At 65.5% G+C, this 18,910-nt stretch carries 19 protein-coding genes; 8 read left to right on the top strand and 11 right to left on the bottom strand.

Going from position 1 to position 18,910, the window contains the following annotated elements:
• Position 1: 1 nt before the first annotated feature.
• Together AWB95_RS13220 and AWB95_RS13215 are read left to right on the top strand one after the other, a co-directional pair.
• Entirely contained in the window at positions 2-784 is a 783-nt protein-coding gene (locus AWB95_RS13220) for an SDR family oxidoreductase (RefSeq protein ID WP_062538502.1), read from the top strand.
• Positions 784-1,938, top strand: a complete 1,155-nt coding sequence (locus AWB95_RS13215) for a sulfotransferase family protein (RefSeq protein WP_062538501.1) — start codon at positions 784-786, stop codon at positions 1,936-1,938. Before AWB95_RS13220 ends, AWB95_RS13215 begins: the two co-directional genes overlap by 1 nt.
• Positions 1,939-1,983: 45 nt before the next feature.
• On the opposite strand, the gene AWB95_RS13210 is transcribed toward AWB95_RS13215, so the two are convergent.
• Positions 1,984-2,376, bottom strand: a complete 393-nt coding sequence (locus AWB95_RS13210; RefSeq protein WP_062538528.1) for a hypothetical protein — start codon at positions 2,374-2,376, stop codon at positions 1,984-1,986.
• A gap of 44 nt (positions 2,377-2,420) precedes the next feature.
• Complete coding sequence (locus AWB95_RS13205) at positions 2,421-3,578, bottom strand: 3-ketosteroid-9-alpha-monooxygenase, oxygenase component (protein WP_062538500.1); 1,158 nt, start codon at positions 3,576-3,578, stop codon at positions 2,421-2,423.
• A 111-nt stretch (positions 3,579-3,689) separates the two neighbouring features.
• On the opposite strand from AWB95_RS13205, the gene AWB95_RS13200 reads away from it, so the two are divergent.
• Complete coding sequence (locus AWB95_RS13200; RefSeq protein ID WP_062538499.1) at positions 3,690-4,214, top strand: gamma carbonic anhydrase family protein; 525 nt, start codon at positions 3,690-3,692, stop codon at positions 4,212-4,214.
• Here the strand turns inward: AWB95_RS13200 and AWB95_RS13195 are convergent.
• The 5 genes from AWB95_RS13195 to AWB95_RS13175 are packed head-to-tail and all read right to left on the bottom strand — an operon-like array spanning position 4,211 to position 8,718.
• Complete coding sequence (locus AWB95_RS13195; protein ID WP_062538498.1) at positions 4,211-4,618, bottom strand: nuclear transport factor 2 family protein; 408 nt, start codon at positions 4,616-4,618, stop codon at positions 4,211-4,213. The genes AWB95_RS13200 and AWB95_RS13195 overlap by 4 nt on opposite strands.
• Complete coding sequence (locus AWB95_RS13190) at positions 4,615-5,496, bottom strand: TIGR03619 family F420-dependent LLM class oxidoreductase (protein WP_062538497.1); 882 nt, start codon at positions 5,494-5,496, stop codon at positions 4,615-4,617. Before AWB95_RS13190 ends, AWB95_RS13195 begins: the two co-directional genes overlap by 4 nt.
• Positions 5,493-6,662, bottom strand: a complete 1,170-nt coding sequence (locus AWB95_RS13185) for a thiolase domain-containing protein (RefSeq protein WP_062538496.1) — start codon at positions 6,660-6,662, stop codon at positions 5,493-5,495. The genes AWB95_RS13190 and AWB95_RS13185 overlap by 4 nt, the downstream gene beginning before the upstream one ends.
• Positions 6,659-7,720, bottom strand: coding sequence for a thiolase domain-containing protein (locus tag AWB95_RS13180; RefSeq protein WP_062538495.1), 1,062 nt, complete (start codon positions 7,718-7,720; stop codon positions 6,659-6,661). The genes AWB95_RS13185 and AWB95_RS13180 overlap by 4 nt, the downstream gene beginning before the upstream one ends.
• An 8-nt stretch (positions 7,721-7,728) precedes the next feature.
• Positions 7,729-8,718 carry a Zn-ribbon domain-containing OB-fold protein gene (locus AWB95_RS13175; RefSeq protein ID WP_062538494.1) on the bottom strand — a complete coding sequence of 330 codons (990 nt, stop codon included), beginning with the start codon at positions 8,716-8,718 and terminating at the stop codon, positions 7,729-7,731.
• 46 nt (positions 8,719-8,764) lie between these two features.
• Here AWB95_RS13175 and AWB95_RS13170 point away from each other — a divergent pair, with 46 nt between their 5' ends.
• The gene (locus tag AWB95_RS13170) at positions 8,765-9,796 is read left to right on the top strand and encodes an LLM class F420-dependent oxidoreductase (protein WP_062538493.1); all 1,032 of its coding nucleotides are present in this window, start codon (positions 8,765-8,767) and stop codon (positions 9,794-9,796) included.
• A gap of 51 nt (positions 9,797-9,847) precedes the next feature.
• On the opposite strand, the gene AWB95_RS13165 is transcribed toward AWB95_RS13170, so the two are convergent.
• Entirely contained in the window at positions 9,848-10,570 is a 723-nt protein-coding gene (locus AWB95_RS13165) for an acetoacetate decarboxylase family protein (protein WP_062538492.1), read from the bottom strand.
• 16 nt (positions 10,571-10,586) lie between these two features.
• Between AWB95_RS13165 and AWB95_RS13160 the strand changes: the two genes are divergently transcribed.
• Positions 10,587-11,795, top strand: a complete 1,209-nt coding sequence (locus AWB95_RS13160) for a cytochrome P450 (RefSeq protein WP_062538491.1) — start codon at positions 10,587-10,589, stop codon at positions 11,793-11,795.
• Between the two features lie 15 nt (positions 11,796-11,810).
• Here AWB95_RS13160 and AWB95_RS13155 read toward each other — a convergent pair whose 3' ends face one another.
• The gene (locus AWB95_RS13155) at positions 11,811-12,686 is read right to left on the bottom strand and encodes a type IV toxin-antitoxin system AbiEi family antitoxin (RefSeq protein ID WP_062538490.1); all 876 of its coding nucleotides are present in this window, start codon (positions 12,684-12,686) and stop codon (positions 11,811-11,813) included.
• 107 nt (positions 12,687-12,793) lie between these two features.
• A complete protein-coding gene (locus tag AWB95_RS13150) occupies positions 12,794-13,594 on the bottom strand; it encodes a crotonase/enoyl-CoA hydratase family protein (RefSeq protein ID WP_062538489.1) in 801 nt (266 codons plus the stop codon).
• Between the two features lie 60 nt (positions 13,595-13,654).
• Between AWB95_RS13150 and AWB95_RS13145 the strand changes: the two genes are divergently transcribed.
• The 3 genes from AWB95_RS13145 (at position 13,655) to AWB95_RS13135 (ending at position 18,252) form a co-directional block, all read left to right on the top strand.
• Positions 13,655-15,316: an acyl-CoA synthetase gene (locus AWB95_RS13145; protein ID WP_062538488.1), complete on the top strand. Its 1,662-nt coding sequence runs from the start codon at positions 13,655-13,657 to the stop codon at positions 15,314-15,316.
• A gap of 176 nt (positions 15,317-15,492) precedes the next feature.
• Positions 15,493-16,665: a spirocyclase AveC family protein gene (locus AWB95_RS13140; RefSeq protein ID WP_062538487.1), complete on the top strand. Its 1,173-nt coding sequence runs from the start codon at positions 15,493-15,495 to the stop codon at positions 16,663-16,665.
• A 36-nt stretch (positions 16,666-16,701) separates the two neighbouring features.
• Positions 16,702-18,252, top strand: coding sequence for an acetolactate synthase large subunit (locus tag AWB95_RS13135; RefSeq protein ID WP_062538486.1), 1,551 nt, complete (start codon positions 16,702-16,704; stop codon positions 18,250-18,252).
• Positions 18,253-18,256: 4 nt separating this feature from the next.
• Here the strand turns inward: AWB95_RS13135 and AWB95_RS13130 are convergent, their stop codons facing one another.
• The gene (locus tag AWB95_RS13130; protein ID WP_062538527.1) at positions 18,257-18,859 is read right to left on the bottom strand and encodes a TetR/AcrR family transcriptional regulator; all 603 of its coding nucleotides are present in this window, start codon (positions 18,857-18,859) and stop codon (positions 18,257-18,259) included.
• Positions 18,860-18,910 lie beyond the last annotated feature (51 nt).

The following is an 18,910-nucleotide window of genomic DNA, read 5'->3' as shown; positions in this document are numbered from 1 at the left end:
GATGGCCGGAATGCTCGACGGCAAGGTTGTGGTGATCAGCGGTGTCGGCCCTGCGCTCGGTACCACGCTGGCCCGCCGGTGTGCCCAGGACGGTGCCGACCTGGTGCTGGCGGCCCGCACCGCGGAGCGCCTCGACGACGTCGCCAAGCAGATCACCGACACCGGGCGGCGCGCCGTGGCGGTGTCGACCGATATCACCGACGATGATCAGGTGGCCAATCTTGTCGAGGCATCGATGGCCGCCTACGGCAAGGTCGACGTGCTGATCAACAACGCGTTTCGGGTGCCGTCTATGAAACCATTGGCGGGCACGAGTTTTCAGCACATTCGCGACGCCATCGAACTCACCGTGCTGGGCGCGCTGCGGCTGATCCAGGGTTTCACGCCCGCGCTCGCCGCGTCCAAGGGCTCGATCGTCAACGTCAACTCGATGGTGATCCGCCACTCGCAGGCCAAATACGGCGCCTACAAGATGGCGAAATCCGCGCTGCTGGCGATGTCGCAGTCGCTGGCCACGGAGCTGGGCGAGCAAGGCATCCGTGTCAATTCGGTTGCACCCGGCTACATCTGGGGTGACACGCTGAAGTCCTACTTCACCCATCAGGCCGGCAAATACGGCACCACGGTAGAGGAGATCTACACCGCTACCGCCGCCAATTCCGACCTCAAGCGGCTGCCCACCGAGGACGAGGTGGCCTCCGCCATTCTTTTCCTGGCCAGCGACCTGTCCAGCGGTATCACCGGTCAGACGCTCGACGTCAACTGCGGGGAGTACAAGGCCTGATGGCGCAGCGCACCGACGTCGGCACCGTCGACGACCTGCACGCCTCGGCGTCGAAGTTCATCGGGCTGGATGACTTCGGCACCGATGACGACAACTACCGCGAGGCACTGGCGGTGCTGCTGGAGTCCTATCGACGCGAAGCGGACCTGACTCCGTTGGGCAGCAAGATGAATCGCTTCTTTCTGCGCGGTGCGCTGGTGGCCAGGCTGCTGTCGGAAGCGGCCTGGAAGCAGTACCCGGAGCACGCCCACGTGGTCATCCAGCGACCGATCTTCGTCACCGGGCTGGTGCGCACCGGCACTACGGCGTTGCACCGACTGCTCGGCGCCGACCCCGCCCATCAGGGTCTCGAGATGTGGCTGGCCGAATACCCACAGCCCCGCCCGCCGCGGGAAACCTGGGAATCCAACCCCGTTCATCAACAGATCGACGCTCAGTTCACCCGGCACCACGAGGAGAACCCGGACTACACCGGATTGCATTTCATGGCCGCCGACGAACTCGAGGAATGCTGGCAGCTGCTGCGACAGTCGTTTCACTCGGTGTCCTACGAGACCCTGGCGCATGTGCCGACGTACGCGCAGTGGCTGTCCCGGCAGGACTGGTCGCCGGCATACCGGCGGCACCGCAAGAACCTTCAGCTGATCGGTCTGAACGACGCCGACAAGCGGTGGGTGCTGAAGAACCCCAGCCACCTGTTCGCGCTCAACGCGCTGATGTCGACGTACCCCGACGCGCTCGTCATCCAAACCCACCGTCCGGTCGAGACCATCATGGCCTCGATGTGCTCGCTGGCCCAGCACACCGCCGAGGGGTGGTCACATTCCTTCACCGGCGCCCAGATCGGTTACGACGCAATGGAAACCTGGTCGCGCGGGCTGGAGCGGTTCAACGCCGAACGCGCCAAATACAATCCGGCGCAGTTCTACGACGTCGAGTACCGCGATTTCATCGCGGATCCGTTGGGCACGGTGGAAGGAATCTACCGACACTTCGGCCTGACGCTGACCGACGAGGCCAGAGCCGCCATGGCGAAAAGCCACGCCGAGAGCAAGAGTGGACCACGGGCGCCCAAGCACACGTATTCGCTGGCCGACTACGGCCTTACCGCCGAGTCGGTAAAGGAGCGGTTCCATTCATTGACTCTGCGCTGACCAGGCAGGCCACTCACACATTTGCCTGGTAGATGCAGACTCAACTCACAAGTCGGGCGCGTCCAGGTTCAGAACGCCCTCGGCCACCGCGTGTTTGATGCTGTCGGTCAACTTGGGGCACGACTTGGTGCGAGCGCTGTCGCCGCCGGATGCGCGAAGCTCGGCGAAATAGGCGCAGCGCTGCGCCGCTTCGGTGTTCCACTGCACCGCGGTGTGGCCGGGGCCGAGCTTTTTGACGTCGACGGTGACATGACAGAACCGGCAGTCCACCGGCCGCAGACCGGAGGTCAGGTAGCGGTCGCGGTCGGCCTGGGTGGCCTCGCGCACCGCCGCGGCGCGCGTCGGATCACCCGCGAAAGCCGGTGCCTTGGACCAGCTTCGGCGTCCATCCTCTACCGACGGGTGGTCGTCGTCGTGCGCGCCGTGCAGCAGCAGCATCGCCCGGGCAAGCCGGTCGACGTCAGGCGGTTCGTCGCGGTCGGTCACCCCGGGACCTGAGTCGGTTGTCCTTCTGACTCGGCTTGGCGCTTGAGGTTTTCCTCCACCTCGACGTGCCAGCGCTCGTTGGCGACTGTGGTGTCGACCTCGATCTCGAAGCGGTCCGTCATATCCGGCGTCACCTTGTCGACGTCGACGTAAAACTGCTGATACCAGCGCCGCATCTGGTAGACGGCGCCGTCCTCCTCGACCAGCAGCGGGTTGTCGATGCGGGTCTTGTGCTTCCAGATCTCGACGTCCTGCAGGAAGCCCTTGCTGACGCCTTCGGTGAACGTCGTGGCCAGCTTGTCGGTCATCTTGTCGTCCAAGCCCTTGGGCTTTTCGACGATGACCCCCCACTGCAACACGAACGAATCTTGAGTCACCGGGTAGTGGCAGTTGATCAAGATCGACTCGGCCTTGTAGTCGCCGTATTTGTTGTGCAGCCAGTTGATCATGAACGACGGGCCGAAGTAGCTGGCCTCCGAATCCAGATGCGCCTCACCGTAAGTAGTGCCCATGTCGTCGACGTCGGGGCGCCCGACGTTGTGCAGGTACTGCGAGGCGATGTGGCCCTCGAAGACGTTCTTGAAGTACGTCGGCAGGCCGAAGTGGATGTAGAAGAAGTGCGCCATGTCGGTGACGTTGTCGATGATGTCGCGGCAGTTGCTGCCCTCGATCAACATCGAATTCCAGCGCCAGTCGGTCCACTCGTCGCTGTAGGCCTCGGGAATGTCGGGGATGCGCACTTCCGGCTGCGGCGGGTTGCCCTCGTGGTCGTGCCAGACGAACAGAAGCCCGCCGCGCACGTCGGTGTGCCAGGCCCGGGTGCGGGCCAGCTTCGGAGTGCGCTTGGCGTAGGGGACCAGCTTGCATTTGCCGTCGCCGCCCCAGCGCCAGTCGTGGAACGGGCAAGCGACCTCGTCGCCCTTGATCGTGCCCTGCGCGAGGTTGCCGCCCATGTGCCGGCAGTAGCCGTCGAGAACCTTCAGGTCGCCATGCGAGTCGGCGAACACCACCAGATGGGTGCCGAACGCCTCGACCCCGTGGGGCTTGCCGTCCAGATAGTTCGTGACCGGGCCAAGGCAATGCCAGCCGCGGGCGTACCTGTCGGGCAGGGTGCCGGTGTCGATTTCGCGAATGCCGGCGGTCTCGGTAGCCATGACGCCTCCAACTCGATGTCTCTAACTAGAACACGTTACAGTTTTTCTGTCGGATCGCGCAACGAAGGCCGCGCCGGTCTGCGATGACCCGTCCTGCGGTATATCTGAACGATGCCGCTATTCGCATTCGAGGGCCGGTCGCCGAAGGTCGATCCCACCGCGTTCGTCGCCCCCACCGCCACGCTGATCGGCGACGTCACCGTCGAGGCCGGTGCCTCGGTGTGGTTCAACACCGTGCTGCGCGGCGACTACGCGCCGGTCATCGTGCGTGAGGGCGCCAACGTACAGGACGGGTCGGTGTTGCACGCCCCGCCGGGCATTCCCGTCGACATCGGCCCGGGAGCGACCGTCGCGCACATGTGCACCATCCACGGCGCGCACGTCGGCGCGGAGGCGTTGATCGCCAACCATGCCACCGTGCTCGACGGCGCGGTGATCGGGGCGCGCAGCCTGATTGCGGCGGGCGCGCTGGTGGTGGCCGGCACGAAAATCCCGGAAGAGGTGCTGGTGGTCGGAGCGCCAGCCACCGTCAAGGGCCCGATTGCGGGGACCAGCGCCGAAACGTGGGTGAACGTCAATCCCCAGGCATACCAGGACTTGGCCCGGCGCTATCTGACCGGCCTGGAGCCGCTCTAGATCTTGCGGGCCGACGCGGTCGCACGATCGACTTCCCAATACGCGCGCAGTGCCAGCAACTTGCCGTCGTCGTCGGCCTTGTAAGTGAACACCCCTTCGGCGGTGACCTGATAGCCGGCCGTCGTGATCACGATGCTGCCGACGTTGGCTTCCTCGTTGCCGCACTGGAAGGTGTCGACGAAGTTGAACTCGATCTTGTCCGTCGGCGCAATCGCCTTGTCCCAGAACGCCGAGATCGCGTCGCGGCCGCGGTGGCCTTTGCCTTCCGGGTCGAAATGCGACGGTCCGATTGGGTCCTCGACGATCGCGTCGTCGGCGAACACCGCCAGCCACGCGTCTTTGTCGCGCGCGATTACCGCCTCGCGGGAACGCCTTCCGGCCTCGTGAGCCGCGTTGTCGGTCATCTGTCCTGCCATCCCGAGTGGATATAGGTGTCGGCGAAGCGCTTCAGCGAGTCCTTCTTTTTGTCCAGCGGCGCGTCGAAGCCCAACCCGTCCATCAGCCACGGGATTACGATGTTGTCGGTGACGCCGATCTCGGCCAACTGCCGATGCCCGTCGACGCCGAACTTGTCGATGCACACCGCCTGGAATTCGAACGGCTGGTCGGCACGGCCGTATTCGGCCCGTAAGGCGTTGAGCTTTCCGATGGTTTCGGCCAGCTGGTCGGCGGTCATCATCGCGCTGGTCCAGCCGTCGCCGACCCGGGCAGCCCGCTTGAGTGCTACGTCGGTGTGCCCACCGACGTAGAACGGCACGGGTTCCGACGGTGCGGGGCTCATCTGCAGCCGGTCGAAATCGAAGAACTCGCCGTGGAATTCGACCATTCCGCCGCCGAGCACCAGCTTGATGACCTTGATCATCTCGTCGACGCGGGCGCCGCGCCGCTTGTATGGCACTCCGCACCACTCGAATTCCTCAGGTGCCCAGCCTATTCCGACACCAAACCCGAAGCGGTTACCGGTCAGGTTGGCCACCGAGCCGACCTGACGCGCCAGCAGCAGCGGGTTACGCGAACCGAGCTTCATCACGTTGGTGTAGAAACGCAGCGTCGACGTGACCGCGCCCATTGCGGCGGCGGCGATCAGCGGGTCCACCCAGGGGGTGTTCTCGTCCCACATCCGCGAGCCGTCCGGGGTGTACGGGTAATCGGCAGCCGCTTTTTCCATGTAGAACAGCGAATCCGGCAGCGCGATCGCGTCGAACCCGACCTCTTCGGTGGCCTTCGCCAGCTCGGTCAGCTGGTCGATCGGGCCCATCGCGATGCTGCACGTGTATTTCATGGCTTGTCGGCCCCCACCACCCACATCGAGTAGTACTGCGAGCCACCGCCGTAGGCGTGGCCCATCGCCTTGCGCGCCCCCGGAACCTGGTGTGCCTCACCCTTGCCCATCACCTGGATGGCCGCCTCGGCGAACCGGATCAGGCCGGATGCGCCAATCGGGTTCGACGACAGCACGCCGCCGGACGGATTGACCGGCAGCCGCCCGCCAATGGCGGTTTCGCCGGCCTCGGTGAGCTTCCAGCCTTCGCCTTCGGGCGCAAATCCCAGGTTTTCCAACCACATCGGCTCGAACCACGAGAACGGCACGTAGATCTCGGCGGCGTCGATCTCGTCGATCGGGCTGGTGATGCCCGCTGCCTTCCACAGCGCCTTGGCGGCGTCGCGGCCGGCCTGCGGGTTGACTTGGTCGCGGCCGGAATACGCCAGCGGCTCGGTGCGCAACGCGGTGGCGTGGATCCAGGCAACCGGATGGCCGTCGGCGACCCGCTGGTCGGCGGTCTGCTCGTCGCCGATGACCAGCGCACAGGCGCCGTCGGACGAGGGGCAGGTTTCGTCGTATCGGATGGGATCCCAGAGCATTTGCGACGACATCACCTTCTCCAGCGTGATGTCGGCTTGCTGCAGATGCGCAAGCGGGTTCTTGGCGCCGTTCAGCCGATCCTTGACGGCGACCATGGCACCGATGTGCGTCGGCGCGCCCGATCGACGGATATAAGAACGTACGTGCGGCGCGAAATAACCACCGGCGCCCGCTCCCACCGGCTTGGTAAACGGCACCGGAATACTCAACGCCCACATGGCGTTTGACTCCGACTGCTTTTCCCAGGCCATCGCCAGCACGCGGCGGTATTGACCCGACTGCACCAGGCTTGCCGCCACCACACCGGTGGATCCGCCCACCGAACCCGCGGTGTGCACCCGGATCAGCGGCTTGCCGGTGGCGCCCACGGCGTCGGCCATGAACAGCTCCGGCATCATCACGCCCTCGAAGAAGTCCGGCGCCTTGCCCACCACGACGGCGTCGATGTCGTCGAACGTCGAACCCGAGTCGGCCAGCGCGCGGTCGATCGCCTCACGCACCAGGCCGTTCATCGACACGTCGTGGCGCTTGGCGACGTATTTGGTCTGCCCGGTACCGAGCACCGCGGCTAACTGTTTGCTCATCGTGCCTCCATTACCGCGACCAGATTCTGTTGCAGCGCAGGCCCGCTGGTGGCATGAGCCAGCACCCGCTGCGCCGAGCCGTCCCAAATATGCTGCGCCGCAAACCCGATGCGCTCCAAGCCCGCGGTGAACATCGGATTGGCGGCCAGCGCGCCGCCGGAGGGATTGACGCGCGTCGACGAGCCCAGACCGATCGCCTCCGTGAGGATCAGGTGCTGGTGCGTGAACGGCGCGTGGATTTCCGCGACGTCGATCGAGCCGGCGTCGCCTCCGGTCGCCGTCTGCGCCGACGTCGCCGTCGACGGGGAACTGGTAAGGTCGCGCGCGCCCAGCACCGGCGTCTCGATGCGATGGTCGAAACCGGTGATCCAGGCCGGGTTTTCGCGCAGTTCGCGGGCCCGGCCGTCGGCGGCCAACACGATCGCGGCCGCCCCGTCGGTGATCGGCGCAATGTCGTGGCGGCGCAGCGGGTCGGCGAAGTACGGCCGGGCCAGCAACTCGCCGATGCTCTTGGCGGGCTTCTCCGAGTCGGTGCGCTCGGCGTGGGCGAACGAGTCCAGCGCCACCTGCGCCATCTGCTCGGCGGTCCACTTGCCGGCGTCCAGCCCGAAGCGGGCCTGCAGCCCGGCCATCGACACCGAGTCCGGCCACAGCGGCGCCACGGTGTAGGGGTCGGTCTGGCGCGACAGGATGCGGCGCAGCACGCCGGCCGAGGACTTGCCGAACCCGTACACCAGCGCGGTGTCGACCTCGCCGGTGAGCAGCTTGATGTACGCCTCGTACAAAGCCCAGGCGGCGTCCATCTCGACATGCGACTCGTTGATCGGCGGTACCGCGCCAATCGAGTCGATCGCCGAGATGAACGAGAACGCCCGTCCGGCAAGGTAATCCGAGGAGCCCGAGCACCAGAACCCGATGTCGGCCTTGGTGATGCCGAGCTCCTCGTAGAGCTTGGCGAAGCACGGCATCAGCATTTCGACGCCGTTGGTGGTGCCGTCGGTGCGGCGTACGTGCGGGGCGTGGGCGAACCCCACCACGGCTACATCACGAATACTCATAACAGCCTTTACAGGTGGTGCTTGTAGGTGTCGTAGTCGGCGTCCGGTTCGCCGGTGGGCCGGAAATGCGAGATGTTGTCGATGCCCAAACCCCATTCCTCGCGGGGCCGCCATACCGCCTCGACCCGCATGCCCATCCGAACCTCGGATGCGTCGATGTCGGTGACCAGGTGCAGGAATGGGATGTCGGCGCCGTCGAGCAGCACGTAGGCCGCCACATAGGGCGGCTTGATGCGCTGGCCCGCGAACGGGATATTGATGATGGCGAACGTCGTCACCGTGCCCTTGTCGGGCAGCTCGACGTAGTTGTCGAGCGCCAAGCCGGTGGCGGGGTCGGCCTCGCGCGCCGGGAAGTACACCTTGCCTGTTTCGCCGGTGCGAGCACCGAGCAGCTTGCCTTCCTGCAGCGCACGCAGATAGGCACTTTCCGGCTGTGACGCGCTGTGCTGAATCGTCAGGCTGATCGGCGTCTCGATTATGGAAACCGGATCTCGGTTGTCCGGCTGGCCCTCCGGTTCGGGCTCGTCACCCAGCTGGAAGTAGGCGATGTCGGTGATCACGCCGGCCGGCTCGTCGGCCCAATGCACATGCACCCGGGTGCCGCGGCTGATCGCGTCGGGCGCCCCCGCATCGACGGCGTGCAGCAGCGTGGTGTCGGCGCCGTCGAGCTTGATCAGCGCCCAGGCGAACGGCCGATCCAGCGGCTGCCCCTCCAGCGGCTGCGGCTGCCACGTCCAGGACTCGACGGTCCCGGTGGCAGCCACCGGTACCATCTCGCCCAGCGGTTCGTAGCTGACCGGGTCGTATTCGGCCGGCGGCACAAGCACCCGGCCATCGGATCCGCGCACCCCAAGGATGCGGCGTTCGCGTAGGGCGGTGAAGAATTTGCCCAGGGTGGGACCGACCGAACGGGTGTAGTCAAAGGACAGCGTCAGCGGCGCCGAGAGAGGCGGCTCAGGGTGGTCGATCAGCGGCGGGCTAGTTGAACTTGATGTCACGCCTTCGAGTAGAACAGGTTCTAAGAATCTGAGCAAGGAGCCGGAGATGAAGCTGGGACTGCAGCTGGGATATTGGGGTGCTCAGCCGCCGGAGAATGCCGGTGAACTGGTCGCCGCGGCCGAGGACGCCGGCTTCGACGCCGTGTTCACCGCGGAAGCATGGGGATCGGACGCCTACACCCCGCTGGCCTGGTGGGGGGCGTCGACCCGACGCGTGCGGCTGGGCACCTCGGTGGTCCAGCTGTCCGCGCGCACCCCGACCGCCTGCGCGATGGCAGCGCTGACGCTCGACCACCTCTCCGGTGGCCGGCACATGCTGGGCCTGGGGGTCTCCGGCCCGCAGGTGGTCGAGGGCTGGTATGGCCAGCGCTTTCCCAAGCCGCTGGCCCGCACCCGCGAGTACATCGACATCGTGCGCCAGGTGCTGGCCCGGCAGAAGCCGGTGACCAGCGACGGCCCCCACTACCCGCTGCCGCTAACCGGCGACGGCACAACGGGTCTGGGCAAGGCACTCAAACCGATCACCCATCCGCTGCGCGCCGACATCCCGATCCTGCTGGGTGCCGAGGGGCCGAAGAACGTCGCGCTAGCCGCCGAGATCTGCGACGGCTGGCTGCCGATCTTCTACACGCCCCGGCTGGCCGACATGTACAACGAGTGGCTCGACGAGGGGTTCGCCCGGCCAGGGGCGCGCCGCAGCCGCAAAGACTTCGAGATCTGCGCGACGGCCAACATCGTCATCACCAATGACCGCGCCGCCGCCTTCGCGGCCATGAAGCCATATATCGCCCTCTACATGGGCGGGATGGGGGCCGAAGACACGAACTTCCACGCCGACGTGTACCGCCGGATGGGCTACGCCGAGGTCGTCGACGAGGTCACGAGGCTCTTCCGCGGCGACCAGAAGGACAAGGCCGCGGAGATCATCCCGGACGAGGTCATCGACGACGCGGCGATCGTCGGCGACCTGGACTACGTGCGTGAGCAGATCAAGGCCTGGGAAGCCGCCGGCGTGACCATGATGGTGGTATCCGGCCGCAGCACCGAGCAGATTCGCGAGCTCGCCTCGCTGATCTGACCGTTGCGGTCCGGTTAGAACACGTTCTAAATTGGCCGGATGGTGGTGCGGTCAGTGGAGCACATGCGCGTCGCCGAACGACATTCCCACGTTGGCAACCGACCCGGACACCATCGCGCGCTTCGGCAGGCCCAGCGACGCCAGCTCCTTGGCGTACGGATGGTCGCCGAGCCGCACCGTCGCCCCGCCGGGCCGACCGCGCAGCCCACTGACACTCATCTCCCACGGCACCTCGCGGGTGGTGCCGTCGGCGTAGGTGTAGGTCTTGAGCACCTGTTCGCGCGAAGTGAAGATCGACGGCACCGGCAGGCCCCGGCCGAAGTCGATGCCGGCGATGTGCGAGCCTTCGGCGCTGACGTCGAACCCGAACGTGCGTCCCTCGCGAACGGTGAAGTCCGCCATGATCTTTGGGAAACCCCAAATGGTTCGGCCCGCTTCCAGGGTGAACGATTGGTCGACCGGCAGGTGGTGGATGAACGCCGCGGCATCCTTGAAAGCCCGCCAGCCGCTGGCCGTCGAGCCTGGCGGGTTGACCATCACGGCGGTGCCGAATTCGTGGTACTGCCCGAGATCGCCGTCGATGTAGCGGGCCAGCATCAGGTTGACGATGGCCCGGCCAGGCCGATGCTGGCAGACCCGCAGGCCGCTGTAGTCGATGAGCCGCTGCGCCGCCTCGGCGTCCACCGAGAACATCGCGGTATGCACGTCAGCCTTGCGAACCCGGACCGGCATGGTCAGCACCGTTCCGGCGATGGTGTGTTGTGATTCAGGCATATCTGGAGGTTAGTAGATGACGGTCACGATTCCAGACGTTGATCTGACCAATGGCACTTTCTACGCCGACGGCCGGCGAGCCCGCGAGGCATATCGCTGGATGCGGGCCAATCAACCGGTTTTCCGGGACCGCAACGGCCTGGCGGCCGCGACGACGTATCAGGCGATCATCGACGCCGAACGCAATCCCGAATTGTTCTCTTCCACCGGCGGCATCCGGCCGGACCAGCCGGGGATGCCGTACATGATCGACATGGACGATCCCGCACATCTGTTGCGGCGCAAGCTCGTCAACGCGGGCTTCACCCGCAAGCGGGTGCGCGAGAAGGAGCCGTCGATTGCGCGGTTGTGTGACACGCTGATCGACGCGGTGTGTGAGCGCGGTGAGTGTGACTTCGTCCGCGATATCGCCGCGCCGCTGCCGATGGCGGTGATCGGCGACATGCTCGGGGTGCTGCCCGAAGACCGCGGGATGCTGCTGAAATGGTCGGACGACCTGGTCACCGGGCTGAGTTCGCATCTCGACCCGACGTCGGCCGAATTCCAAGCGGTGATGGACGCTTTCGCCGCGTACACCGAATTCACGAAGGGCATCATCACCAAGCGCCGGTCGGAACCGACCGAAGACCTGTTCTCGATCCTGGTGAACGCCGAGGTCGACGGGCAGCGGATGTCCGACGACGAGATCGTCTTCGAGACGCTGCTGATCCTGATCGGCGGCGACGAGACCACCCGGCACACCCTGTCCGGCGGCACCGAGCAGCTGTTGCGCAACCGCGACCAGTGGGAACAACTTTTGGCCGACCCGTCGCTGTTGCCCGGCGCCATCGAGGAGATGCTGCGGTGGACGTCGCCGGTGAAGAATATGTGCCGAACATTGACCGCCGACACGGAATTTCACGGCACCCAGTTGCGGCAGGGCGAGAAGATGATGCTGCTGTTCGAGTCCGCGAACTTCGACGAGTCGGTGTTCGACAACCCGGAGCAGTTCGATATCCGCCGAGACCCCAACAACCACATGGCCTTTGGCTTCGGCACCCACTTCTGCCTGGGTAATCAGCTTGCCCGGCTGGAGCTTTCGCTGATGACGTCGCGGGTACTGGAACGGTTGCCGGATCTGCGGCTGGCCGCCGCCGACAGGTTGCCGCTGCGGCCGGCCAACTTCGTCAGCGGCCTGGAATCCATGCCGGTAGTGTTCACGCCGAGCGAACCCGTGCTCCATTGATCGCCGAACGTGTACTCAGGGCGAAAAATCGGTCGAAATTCCGCCCTCACTACACGTTCGGCGATCCCACGCCGCCGACACTCGCCGGATGATGCCGGCTTCGGTGTCCTCTGCCGTCACCCGGATGTCGATCCACCCAGATTCCGTCACCGCGTCTGCGCGCCGGATATCGTGGTAGAAGCGCCGTCGATTCATCCAGTGGTGGTCGCCCTCGTAGTCGACGCCGACTTTGATGTGTTCCCAGCCCATGTCGATGACGGCGATGAGTTGCCCGTACTCGTCATACACCGGAATCTGGGTCGTTGGCGGTGGAAAGCCCGCGCGAATGAGTAATAGCCGCAGCCACGTCTCGCGCGGCGATTCCGCGCCCGGGTCGACGAGGGGGAGTGCGATACGGGCTCGCCGGATACCGCGTCGGCCCTTGTAACGGTCGGCCAGTAGTTCGACGTCGGCCATTTTGAGGTGTGTTGCGCGGGCAAGGGAATCGATGGCGGCCACGGCCTTACTGACCGGGTTGCGACATGCCAAATCGAGGGCGGTTCGTGCCGGCGTCGTGACGGACACGCCGGCGATCAGTTGGATTTCGTCGTCGTCGACACGATCCGACCAGGTGCGAATACCGTTGGGCGGCCGGCGATAGTCGTACAGCAACGCGGCCGGTGCCCGGTTATCAACCCATTTGGCGCGGTGCAAAGCCGAAGCCGAGTGGCCGGCGATCACACCGCGCCGCCGGGACCACAGCCAGGCGGCGCGAGCGCGCTGCACACTGGTGACCTCGGTGTCGGCTGGCACGTAGACATCCGGATAAATCGCGACGCACTTGCTTCTGAGCGCGTGGCGGGTCAGCTGACCAGAAGCCAGGACTTCACTGCCAATGAACGGTTCCCCCATGGCGGCAGTCTGCCCACGGGCACCGACACGTCGTCCAACGTGCATTCACGGCGGAAAAATCGCCCGAATCCCGCCCTGAGTACACGTTCGGCGGAGGAGCGGACGCCTCAGCGGCCCTTGAACTGCGGCGCGCGTTTTTCCTTGAAGGCCAGCGGGCCTTCCTTGGCGTCGTCGGACAGGAAGACCTTGATGCCGAGTTGGGTGTCGATCTTGAACGCCTCGTTCTCGTGCATGCCCTCGGTTTCCCGGATGGACTTCAGGATGGCCTGCACGGCCAGCGGGCCGTTAGCAGAAATCACGTCGGCTATCTCTAAAGCCTTGGTCAGCGCCTGCCCGTCGGGAACGACGTGTCCGATCAGGCCGATCTCCTTGGCCTGGGCGGCGGTGATGTGCCGTCCGGTCAGCAGCAGATCGCAGGCGACGGTGTACGGGATCTGGCGGACCAGTCTTACCGCCGAGCCGCCCATCGGATACAGGCTCCACTTGGCCTCGGAGATGCCGAACTTGGCGCTTTCGCCGGCCACCCGGATGTCGGTGCCTTGCAGAATCTCGGTGCCACCCGCGATCGCCGGGCCCTCGACGGCGGCGATCAGCGGCTTGGTCAGCCGCCGGCCCTTGAGCAGGGCGTCGATGCGCGATGGGTCGTAGCTGCCGTCCTTGAACGACTCACCCGGCGGCTTGGCGGTGGCCGCTTTGAGGTCCATGCCGGCACAGAAGTAGCCGCCGGCCCCGGTCAGGATGCAGCAGCGGATGTCGGGATCGCTGTCGACGCGGTCCCACGCCTCGACCATGATTTGCATCATTTCGCCGCTCAGCGCGTTGCGCGCCGACGGCCGGTTCATCGTGACGATCAGGGTGTGTCCGCGCTGCTCAACCAGGGCGTCGGGTTCTTTCTCGGACTCGCTCACCGGTGTTCGCCTTCCTGCCAGAGGACCCCAGACTTGTCAGGAAATGTAACACGTTCTAATTTGGGGTCCGTGGCCCTGAACATTGCCGACTTAGCCGAGCATGCCATCGACGCCGTGCCTGACCGCGTCGCCCTGATCTGTGGCGACGACCAGCTGACCTATGGCCAGCTGGAGGAGAAGGCCAACAGGTTTGCGCATTACCTGATCGACCAGGGCGTCAAGAAGGACGACAAGGTCGGCCTGTACTGCCGCAACCGCATCGAGATCGTGATCGCGATGCTGGGCATCGTCAAGGCCGGCGCCATCCTGGTCAACGTCAACTTCCGCTACGTCGAGGGCGAACTGCGCTACCTGTTCGACAACTCCGACATGGTGGCGCTGGTACACGAGCGCCAGTACTCCGACCGCGTCGCCAACGTCTTGCCGGACACCCCGAATGTCAAGACGATCCTCGTGGTCGAGGACGAAAGTGACGTAGGGGAAGGGGCCTACCAGCGCTACGGCGGCGTCGAGTTCTACTCCGCGCTCGAAAAGGGTTCGCCGGAGCGCGATTTCGGCCCCCGCAGCGCCGACGACATCTACCTGCTTTACACCGGTGGTACCACCGGCTTCCCCAAGGGCGTGATGTGGCGCCACGAGGACATCTACCGGGTGCTGCTGGGCGGAACCGACTTCGCCACCGGCGAATACGTCAAGGACGAGTATGACCTGGCCAAGCAGGCCGCCGCCGGGCCGCCGATGGTCCGCTTCCCGATTCCGCCGATGATCCACGGCGCCACGCAGTCGGCGACCTGGATGGCGTTGTTCTCCGGCGGAACCATTGTGCTGGCACCGGAATTCGACGCCGACGAGGTCTGGCGGACTGTGCACAAGCACAAGGTCAACCTGCTGTTCTTCACCGGTGACGCGATGGCGCGGCCACTGCTCGACGCGCTGCTCAAGAACAACGACTACGACCTGTCGTCGCTGTTCCTGTTGGCCAGCACCGCGGCGCTGTTCTCGCCCAGCATCAAGGAGAAACTGCTCGAGCTGCTGCCCAATCGGGTCGTCACGGACTCGATCGGCTCGTCGGAAACCGGATTCGGCGGCACCAGCGTGGTCGCCAAGGGCGAGCCGCACACCGGCGGGCCGCGGGTCACCATCGACAAGTGGACCGTGGTGCTCGACGAGGACGGCAACGAGGTCAAGCCCGGCTCGGGGGTGCGCGGGGTCATCGCCAAACGCGGACACGTCCCGGTCGGCTATTACAAGGATCCGGAGAAGTCGGCGGCCACCTTCAAGGTGATCAACGGCGTCCGTTACGCCATCCCCGGCGACTACGCGCAGGTGGAGGCCGACGGTACCGTCACCATGCTCGGTCGCGGGTCGGTGTCGATCAACAGCGGCGGGGAGAAGATCTACCCCGAGGAAGTCGAGGCCGCGCTCAAGGGCCACCCGGACGTGTTCGACGCGCTGGTGGTCGGCGTTCCCGACGAGCGGTACGGCCAGTGCGTGGCCGCCGTCGTGCAGCCGCGCCCCGGCATGCATCCGTCGCTGGCCGAACTAGACCAGTTCGTGCGGAGCGAGATCGCGGGATACAAAGTGCCGCGGGCACTTTGGTATGTCGACGAGGTCAAGCGGTCGCCGGCCGGCAAGCCCGACTACCGCTGGGCCAAGGAGCAGACCGAGGCCCGCCCGGCCGACGAGCGGCACGCCAACCACATCTCCACGATCGGCCGGTAGAGGTCGACCTCCTTGAGAGTCGCTTTCGCGTCCAACGCTCAGCCAAGCCGACAAGTGATCCTCAGAATCTGAGATACTCCTTGGCCGTATAGATACTCATCGGTATATTACCGATGGTCACGGTAGCCAATGGCTGCCCTGTCGGCGAAGAGCGGCTGCTACGAGGAGACGGCGTCATGAGCGATCTGTCGAGCAAGAAGAAAGCTCCTTCGGTCACCGAGTCGCTGGGCGGGGCAGCCGAACTCGGCGCCCAGGTACGACCTCCGGTCAAGCCCGTCCAGATCTGGGCAGTCATCGGCGGTGCACTGCTGGCGCTCCAGCTCTACGTGTGGATCCGCTGGATCAGCGGCCCCTATTTCGAGCGGGTGCCGTCCGGGCCGAACGATCCGCCGATGTACATGAAAGTGCCACTGATGGCGAACGCCATCGTTCTGTGGGTCGGCCTGCCGTTCGCCCTTTGGTGGTTCTTCATCAGGCCGTGGCGCCGCGAGCGGCGAATCACGTTGGACGGCATGCTCGTCGTGTCGATGGGCCTGATGTTCTTCCAGGATCCGTTGCTCAACTACCTCAACACCTGGTGCACCTACAACACCTGGCTGTTCAACCGGGGTTCTTGGTCCTCGCACATTCCGGGCTGGGTGTCGCCGGAGGAACCGGGTCATCAGGTGGCCGAACCGCTGCTGACGAACGCGCCGGGATACGCCTACGGAGTCCTGCTGATCACCATCGTCGGATGCTGGCTCATGCGAAAGATCAAGGCGCACTGGCCCAATATCAGCAACCTTCGGCTGATCGTGGCCACCTACGCGATCGCCTTCGTCTTCGACTTCGTCATGGAAGGCCTGGTCCTGCTGCCGATCGGCTTCTACACCTATCCCGGTGCCATCCGGTCCGTGTCGATCAATGCCGGCACGTACTACCAATGGCCCGTGTACGAGGGATTGATGTGGGGAGGCGTGCAGGCAGCACTGTGCTGTCTGCGTTACTTCACCGACGATCGCGGCCGCACCGTCGTCGAGCGCGGACTGGACCACGTTGGAGGTGGATTCGCCAGGCAGCAATTGACCCGGCTTCTGGCGATCTTCGCCGGGGTCAGCGCGTGCTTCTTTTTCTTCTACAACGTGCCCGCGCAATGGATCGGCATGCACGCCGACCCCTGGCCCGAAGACCACCAGAAGCGCTCGTACTTCAACGGCGGCATCTGCGGCGACGGGACCGACAAGCCATGCCCGGACCCGGCTTTGCCCATACCGACCAAACGCTCCGGTTACGTCGATGTCGACGGCCAATTGGTGATGCCCGACGGGGTTAGGGTTCCGCCGGTCGTGCCCTTCGAGCGGGGGCATTGAAGCGCGTGCCCGCAGCGCATCTGTAAGACTGCACGCATGAACGGTGCTCATGCGCTGATCAATACTCTGGTTGACCGCGGGGTCGACGCGTGCTTCGCCAACCCCGGGACGTCCGAGATGCATTTCGTCGCGGCGCTGGATGCCGTGCCCGAAATGCGCGGCGTGCTGACTCTGTTCGAGGGAGTCGCCACCGGTGCGGCCGACGGCTATGCCCGCATCGCCGGCCGTCCCGCGGCGGTGCTGCTGCACCTGGGCCCCGGGCTGGGCAACGGCTTGGCGAATCTGCACAACGCCCGCCGCGCCCGGGTGCCCGTCGTGGTGGTCGTCGGCGACCACGCCACCTATCACAAAAAGTACGACGCGCCACTGGAATCCGACATCGACGCGCTCGCGGGCAGCGTGTCGGGCTGGGTGCGTCGATCCGACGGCGATGTCGCGTCTGACGCTGCTGAGGCCGTCGCCGCCGGCCGAAGCGGGGGACAGGTCGCCACACTCATTCTGCCGGCGGACATTTCGTGGACCGAGGGTGCGCAGGCCGGCCGCAGGATGCCGGACGCCGCTACTCCTTCGACAGTCGACACGGATGCGGTGGAGTCGGCGGCCAAAGTACTGCGTTCCGGCGAACCCACGGTGATCCTGATCGGCGGCGACGCCACCCGCGCTGCCGGGTTGACCGCGGCGGCCCGAGTCGCGACCGCCTCGCGGGCCCGCTGGTACTGCGAGACCTTCCCCGCCCGGCTGGAGCGCGGCGCCGGCCTGCCGGCGGTAGAGCGGCTCGCATACTTCGCCGAGGCGGTCGCCACGCAACTGGAAGGCGCCAAACATCTGATACTGGCCGGAGCACCTTCACCGGTATCGTTTTTCGCCTACCCGGGCAAGCCGAGTGACCTGGTACCGGAGGGCTGCGAGGTGCACGTGCTCGCCGGCCACACCGGTGCAGCCGATGCCCTGACAGCCTTAGCCGACGAGATGGCCCCCGACACTGCGGCCCCGCTTGCCGCGCCGTCGCGCCCGCAACTGCCAACCGGGTCGCTGACCGTCGCTTCCGCGGCCGACGTGATCGGCGCGCTATTGCCGGAAGGGGCAATCGTCGTCGACGAGTCCAACACCTCTGGTCTGCTGCTGGCCGCCGCCACCGCCGGGTGCCCGGCACACGATTGGCTGACCCTGACCGGCGGCGCGATCGGCTACGGCATCCCCGCAGCGTTGGGCGCCGCGGTGGCCGCACCGGATCGCCCGGTGCTCTGCCTGGAATCCGACGGGTCTGCGATGTACACGATTTCGGGACTGTGGACGCAGGCGCGGGAGAACCTCGATGTCACCACCGTCGTCTACAACAACGGCGCCTACGACATCCTGCGCCTCGAGTTACAGCGGGTCGGCGCGGAGGGTGCGCCCGGCCCCAAGGCGCGCCAGCTGCTCGACTTGACCTGTCCTGCAATGGATTTCGTCAAGATCGCCGAGGGAATGGGAGTTCCTGGACGACGGGTCAGCACCGCCGAGGACTTCGCCGATGCGCTGCGGGCGGCTTCGGCCGAACCGGGGCCACACCTTATCGAGGCGATGGTGCCGTCGATGCTGGGTTGACCAGTCAGGGCAGCTTGATAACCGATACGTACATCTCCAGGGTCGGCCTAAAGAGATCGACATCATCGAGTTGGCTGCCCAGCATGACGGAGTCAGTGGTGGCCACGAGTACCTGGGCGAATGTTCGCGGGGGGATGAGCAGCGCTGCGCCGAGCCGGTCGATGCCCTCGACGATGAACTTCGCCAGCGCTTCGACGACTTCTGATCTCTTGGCGGCCACCCGTTTTCGTGCGTCGGGGTTGCGAAGCAGGTAGAGGGTGAACTCGTGTCCCAACGCCGCATGCTCGGCGCCCCGGTCACGGCTCAGTTGTCGCCAGCGTTCGGCGATTTCGTCGAGCTCGCGCGCCCCGAGTTGGGTCGCTTTCGACATCACCTCGGCGAAGTTGTCGAAATAACGGCGCCAGTACCGGTCGCTCACTGCCAGGAACAGGTCTTCCTTGGTTGTGAAGTGCTTGTAGATGGCACCTTTCGTGTAACCCGCCGCGTGGGCGATGTCGTCGAGGGACGCCGCCATGAATCCTTTTTCGGCGAACACCTCCTCCGCGGCATCAAGCAGAAGCGAACGGGTGTGCTCGAGGCGTCGCTCCCGTGTCCAGCGCTCAACCATGCCCACGATTGTGTCACAGAATCTGAGAAGCCCATTGGTCGCTTAGATACT

The sequence above is a fragment of the Mycobacterium celatum genome, assembly GCF_002101595.1.
In the GTDB taxonomy this organism is placed as follows: Bacteria; Actinomycetota; Actinomycetes; order Mycobacteriales; family Mycobacteriaceae; genus Mycobacterium; species Mycobacterium celatum.
Note: the sequence above shows the minus strand (reverse complement) of the source record. Positions and strands in the feature narration are given on the sequence as shown.

Bases quoted from the DNA above. Each gene is read 5' to 3' on its own strand.
- AWB95_RS13155 (WP_062538490.1), bottom strand. From the start codon at position 12,686: ATGGGGGAACCGTTCATTGGCAGTGAAGTCCTGGCTTCTGGTCAGCTG.
- AWB95_RS13140 (WP_062538487.1), top strand. From the start codon at position 15,493: ATGAGCGATCTGTCGAGCAAGAAGAAAGCTCCTTCGGTCACCGAGTCG.
- AWB95_RS13170 (WP_062538493.1), top strand. From the start codon at position 8,765: ATGAAGCTGGGACTGCAGCTGGGATATTGGGGTGCTCAGCCGCCGGAG.
- AWB95_RS13205 (WP_062538500.1), bottom strand. From the start codon at position 3,578: ATGGCTACCGAGACCGCCGGCATTCGCGAAATCGACACCGGCACCCTG.
- AWB95_RS13130 (WP_062538527.1), bottom strand. From the start codon at position 18,859: ATGGTTGAGCGCTGGACACGGGAGCGACGCCTCGAGCACACCCGTTCG.
- AWB95_RS13210 (WP_062538528.1), bottom strand. From the start codon at position 2,376: ATGCTGCTGCTGCACGGCGCGCACGACGACGACCACCCGTCGGTAGAG.
- AWB95_RS13165 (WP_062538492.1), bottom strand. From the start codon at position 10,570: ATGCCTGAATCACAACACACCATCGCCGGAACGGTGCTGACCATGCCG.
- AWB95_RS13185 (WP_062538496.1), bottom strand. From the start codon at position 6,662: ATGAGCAAACAGTTAGCCGCGGTGCTCGGTACCGGGCAGACCAAATAC.
- AWB95_RS13215 (WP_062538501.1), top strand. From the start codon at position 784: ATGGCGCAGCGCACCGACGTCGGCACCGTCGACGACCTGCACGCCTCG.
- AWB95_RS13180 (WP_062538495.1), bottom strand. From the start codon at position 7,720: ATGAGTATTCGTGATGTAGCCGTGGTGGGGTTCGCCCACGCCCCGCAC.
- AWB95_RS13200 (WP_062538499.1), top strand. From the start codon at position 3,690: ATGCCGCTATTCGCATTCGAGGGCCGGTCGCCGAAGGTCGATCCCACC.
- AWB95_RS13190 (WP_062538497.1), bottom strand. From the start codon at position 5,496: ATGAAATACACGTGCAGCATCGCGATGGGCCCGATCGACCAGCTGACC.
- AWB95_RS13160 (WP_062538491.1), top strand. From the start codon at position 10,587: ATGACGGTCACGATTCCAGACGTTGATCTGACCAATGGCACTTTCTAC.
- AWB95_RS13135 (WP_062538486.1), top strand. From the start codon at position 16,702: ATGAACGGTGCTCATGCGCTGATCAATACTCTGGTTGACCGCGGGGTC.
- AWB95_RS13195 (WP_062538498.1), bottom strand. From the start codon at position 4,618: ATGACCGACAACGCGGCTCACGAGGCCGGAAGGCGTTCCCGCGAGGCG.
- AWB95_RS13220 (WP_062538502.1), top strand. From the start codon at position 2: ATGGCCGGAATGCTCGACGGCAAGGTTGTGGTGATCAGCGGTGTCGGC.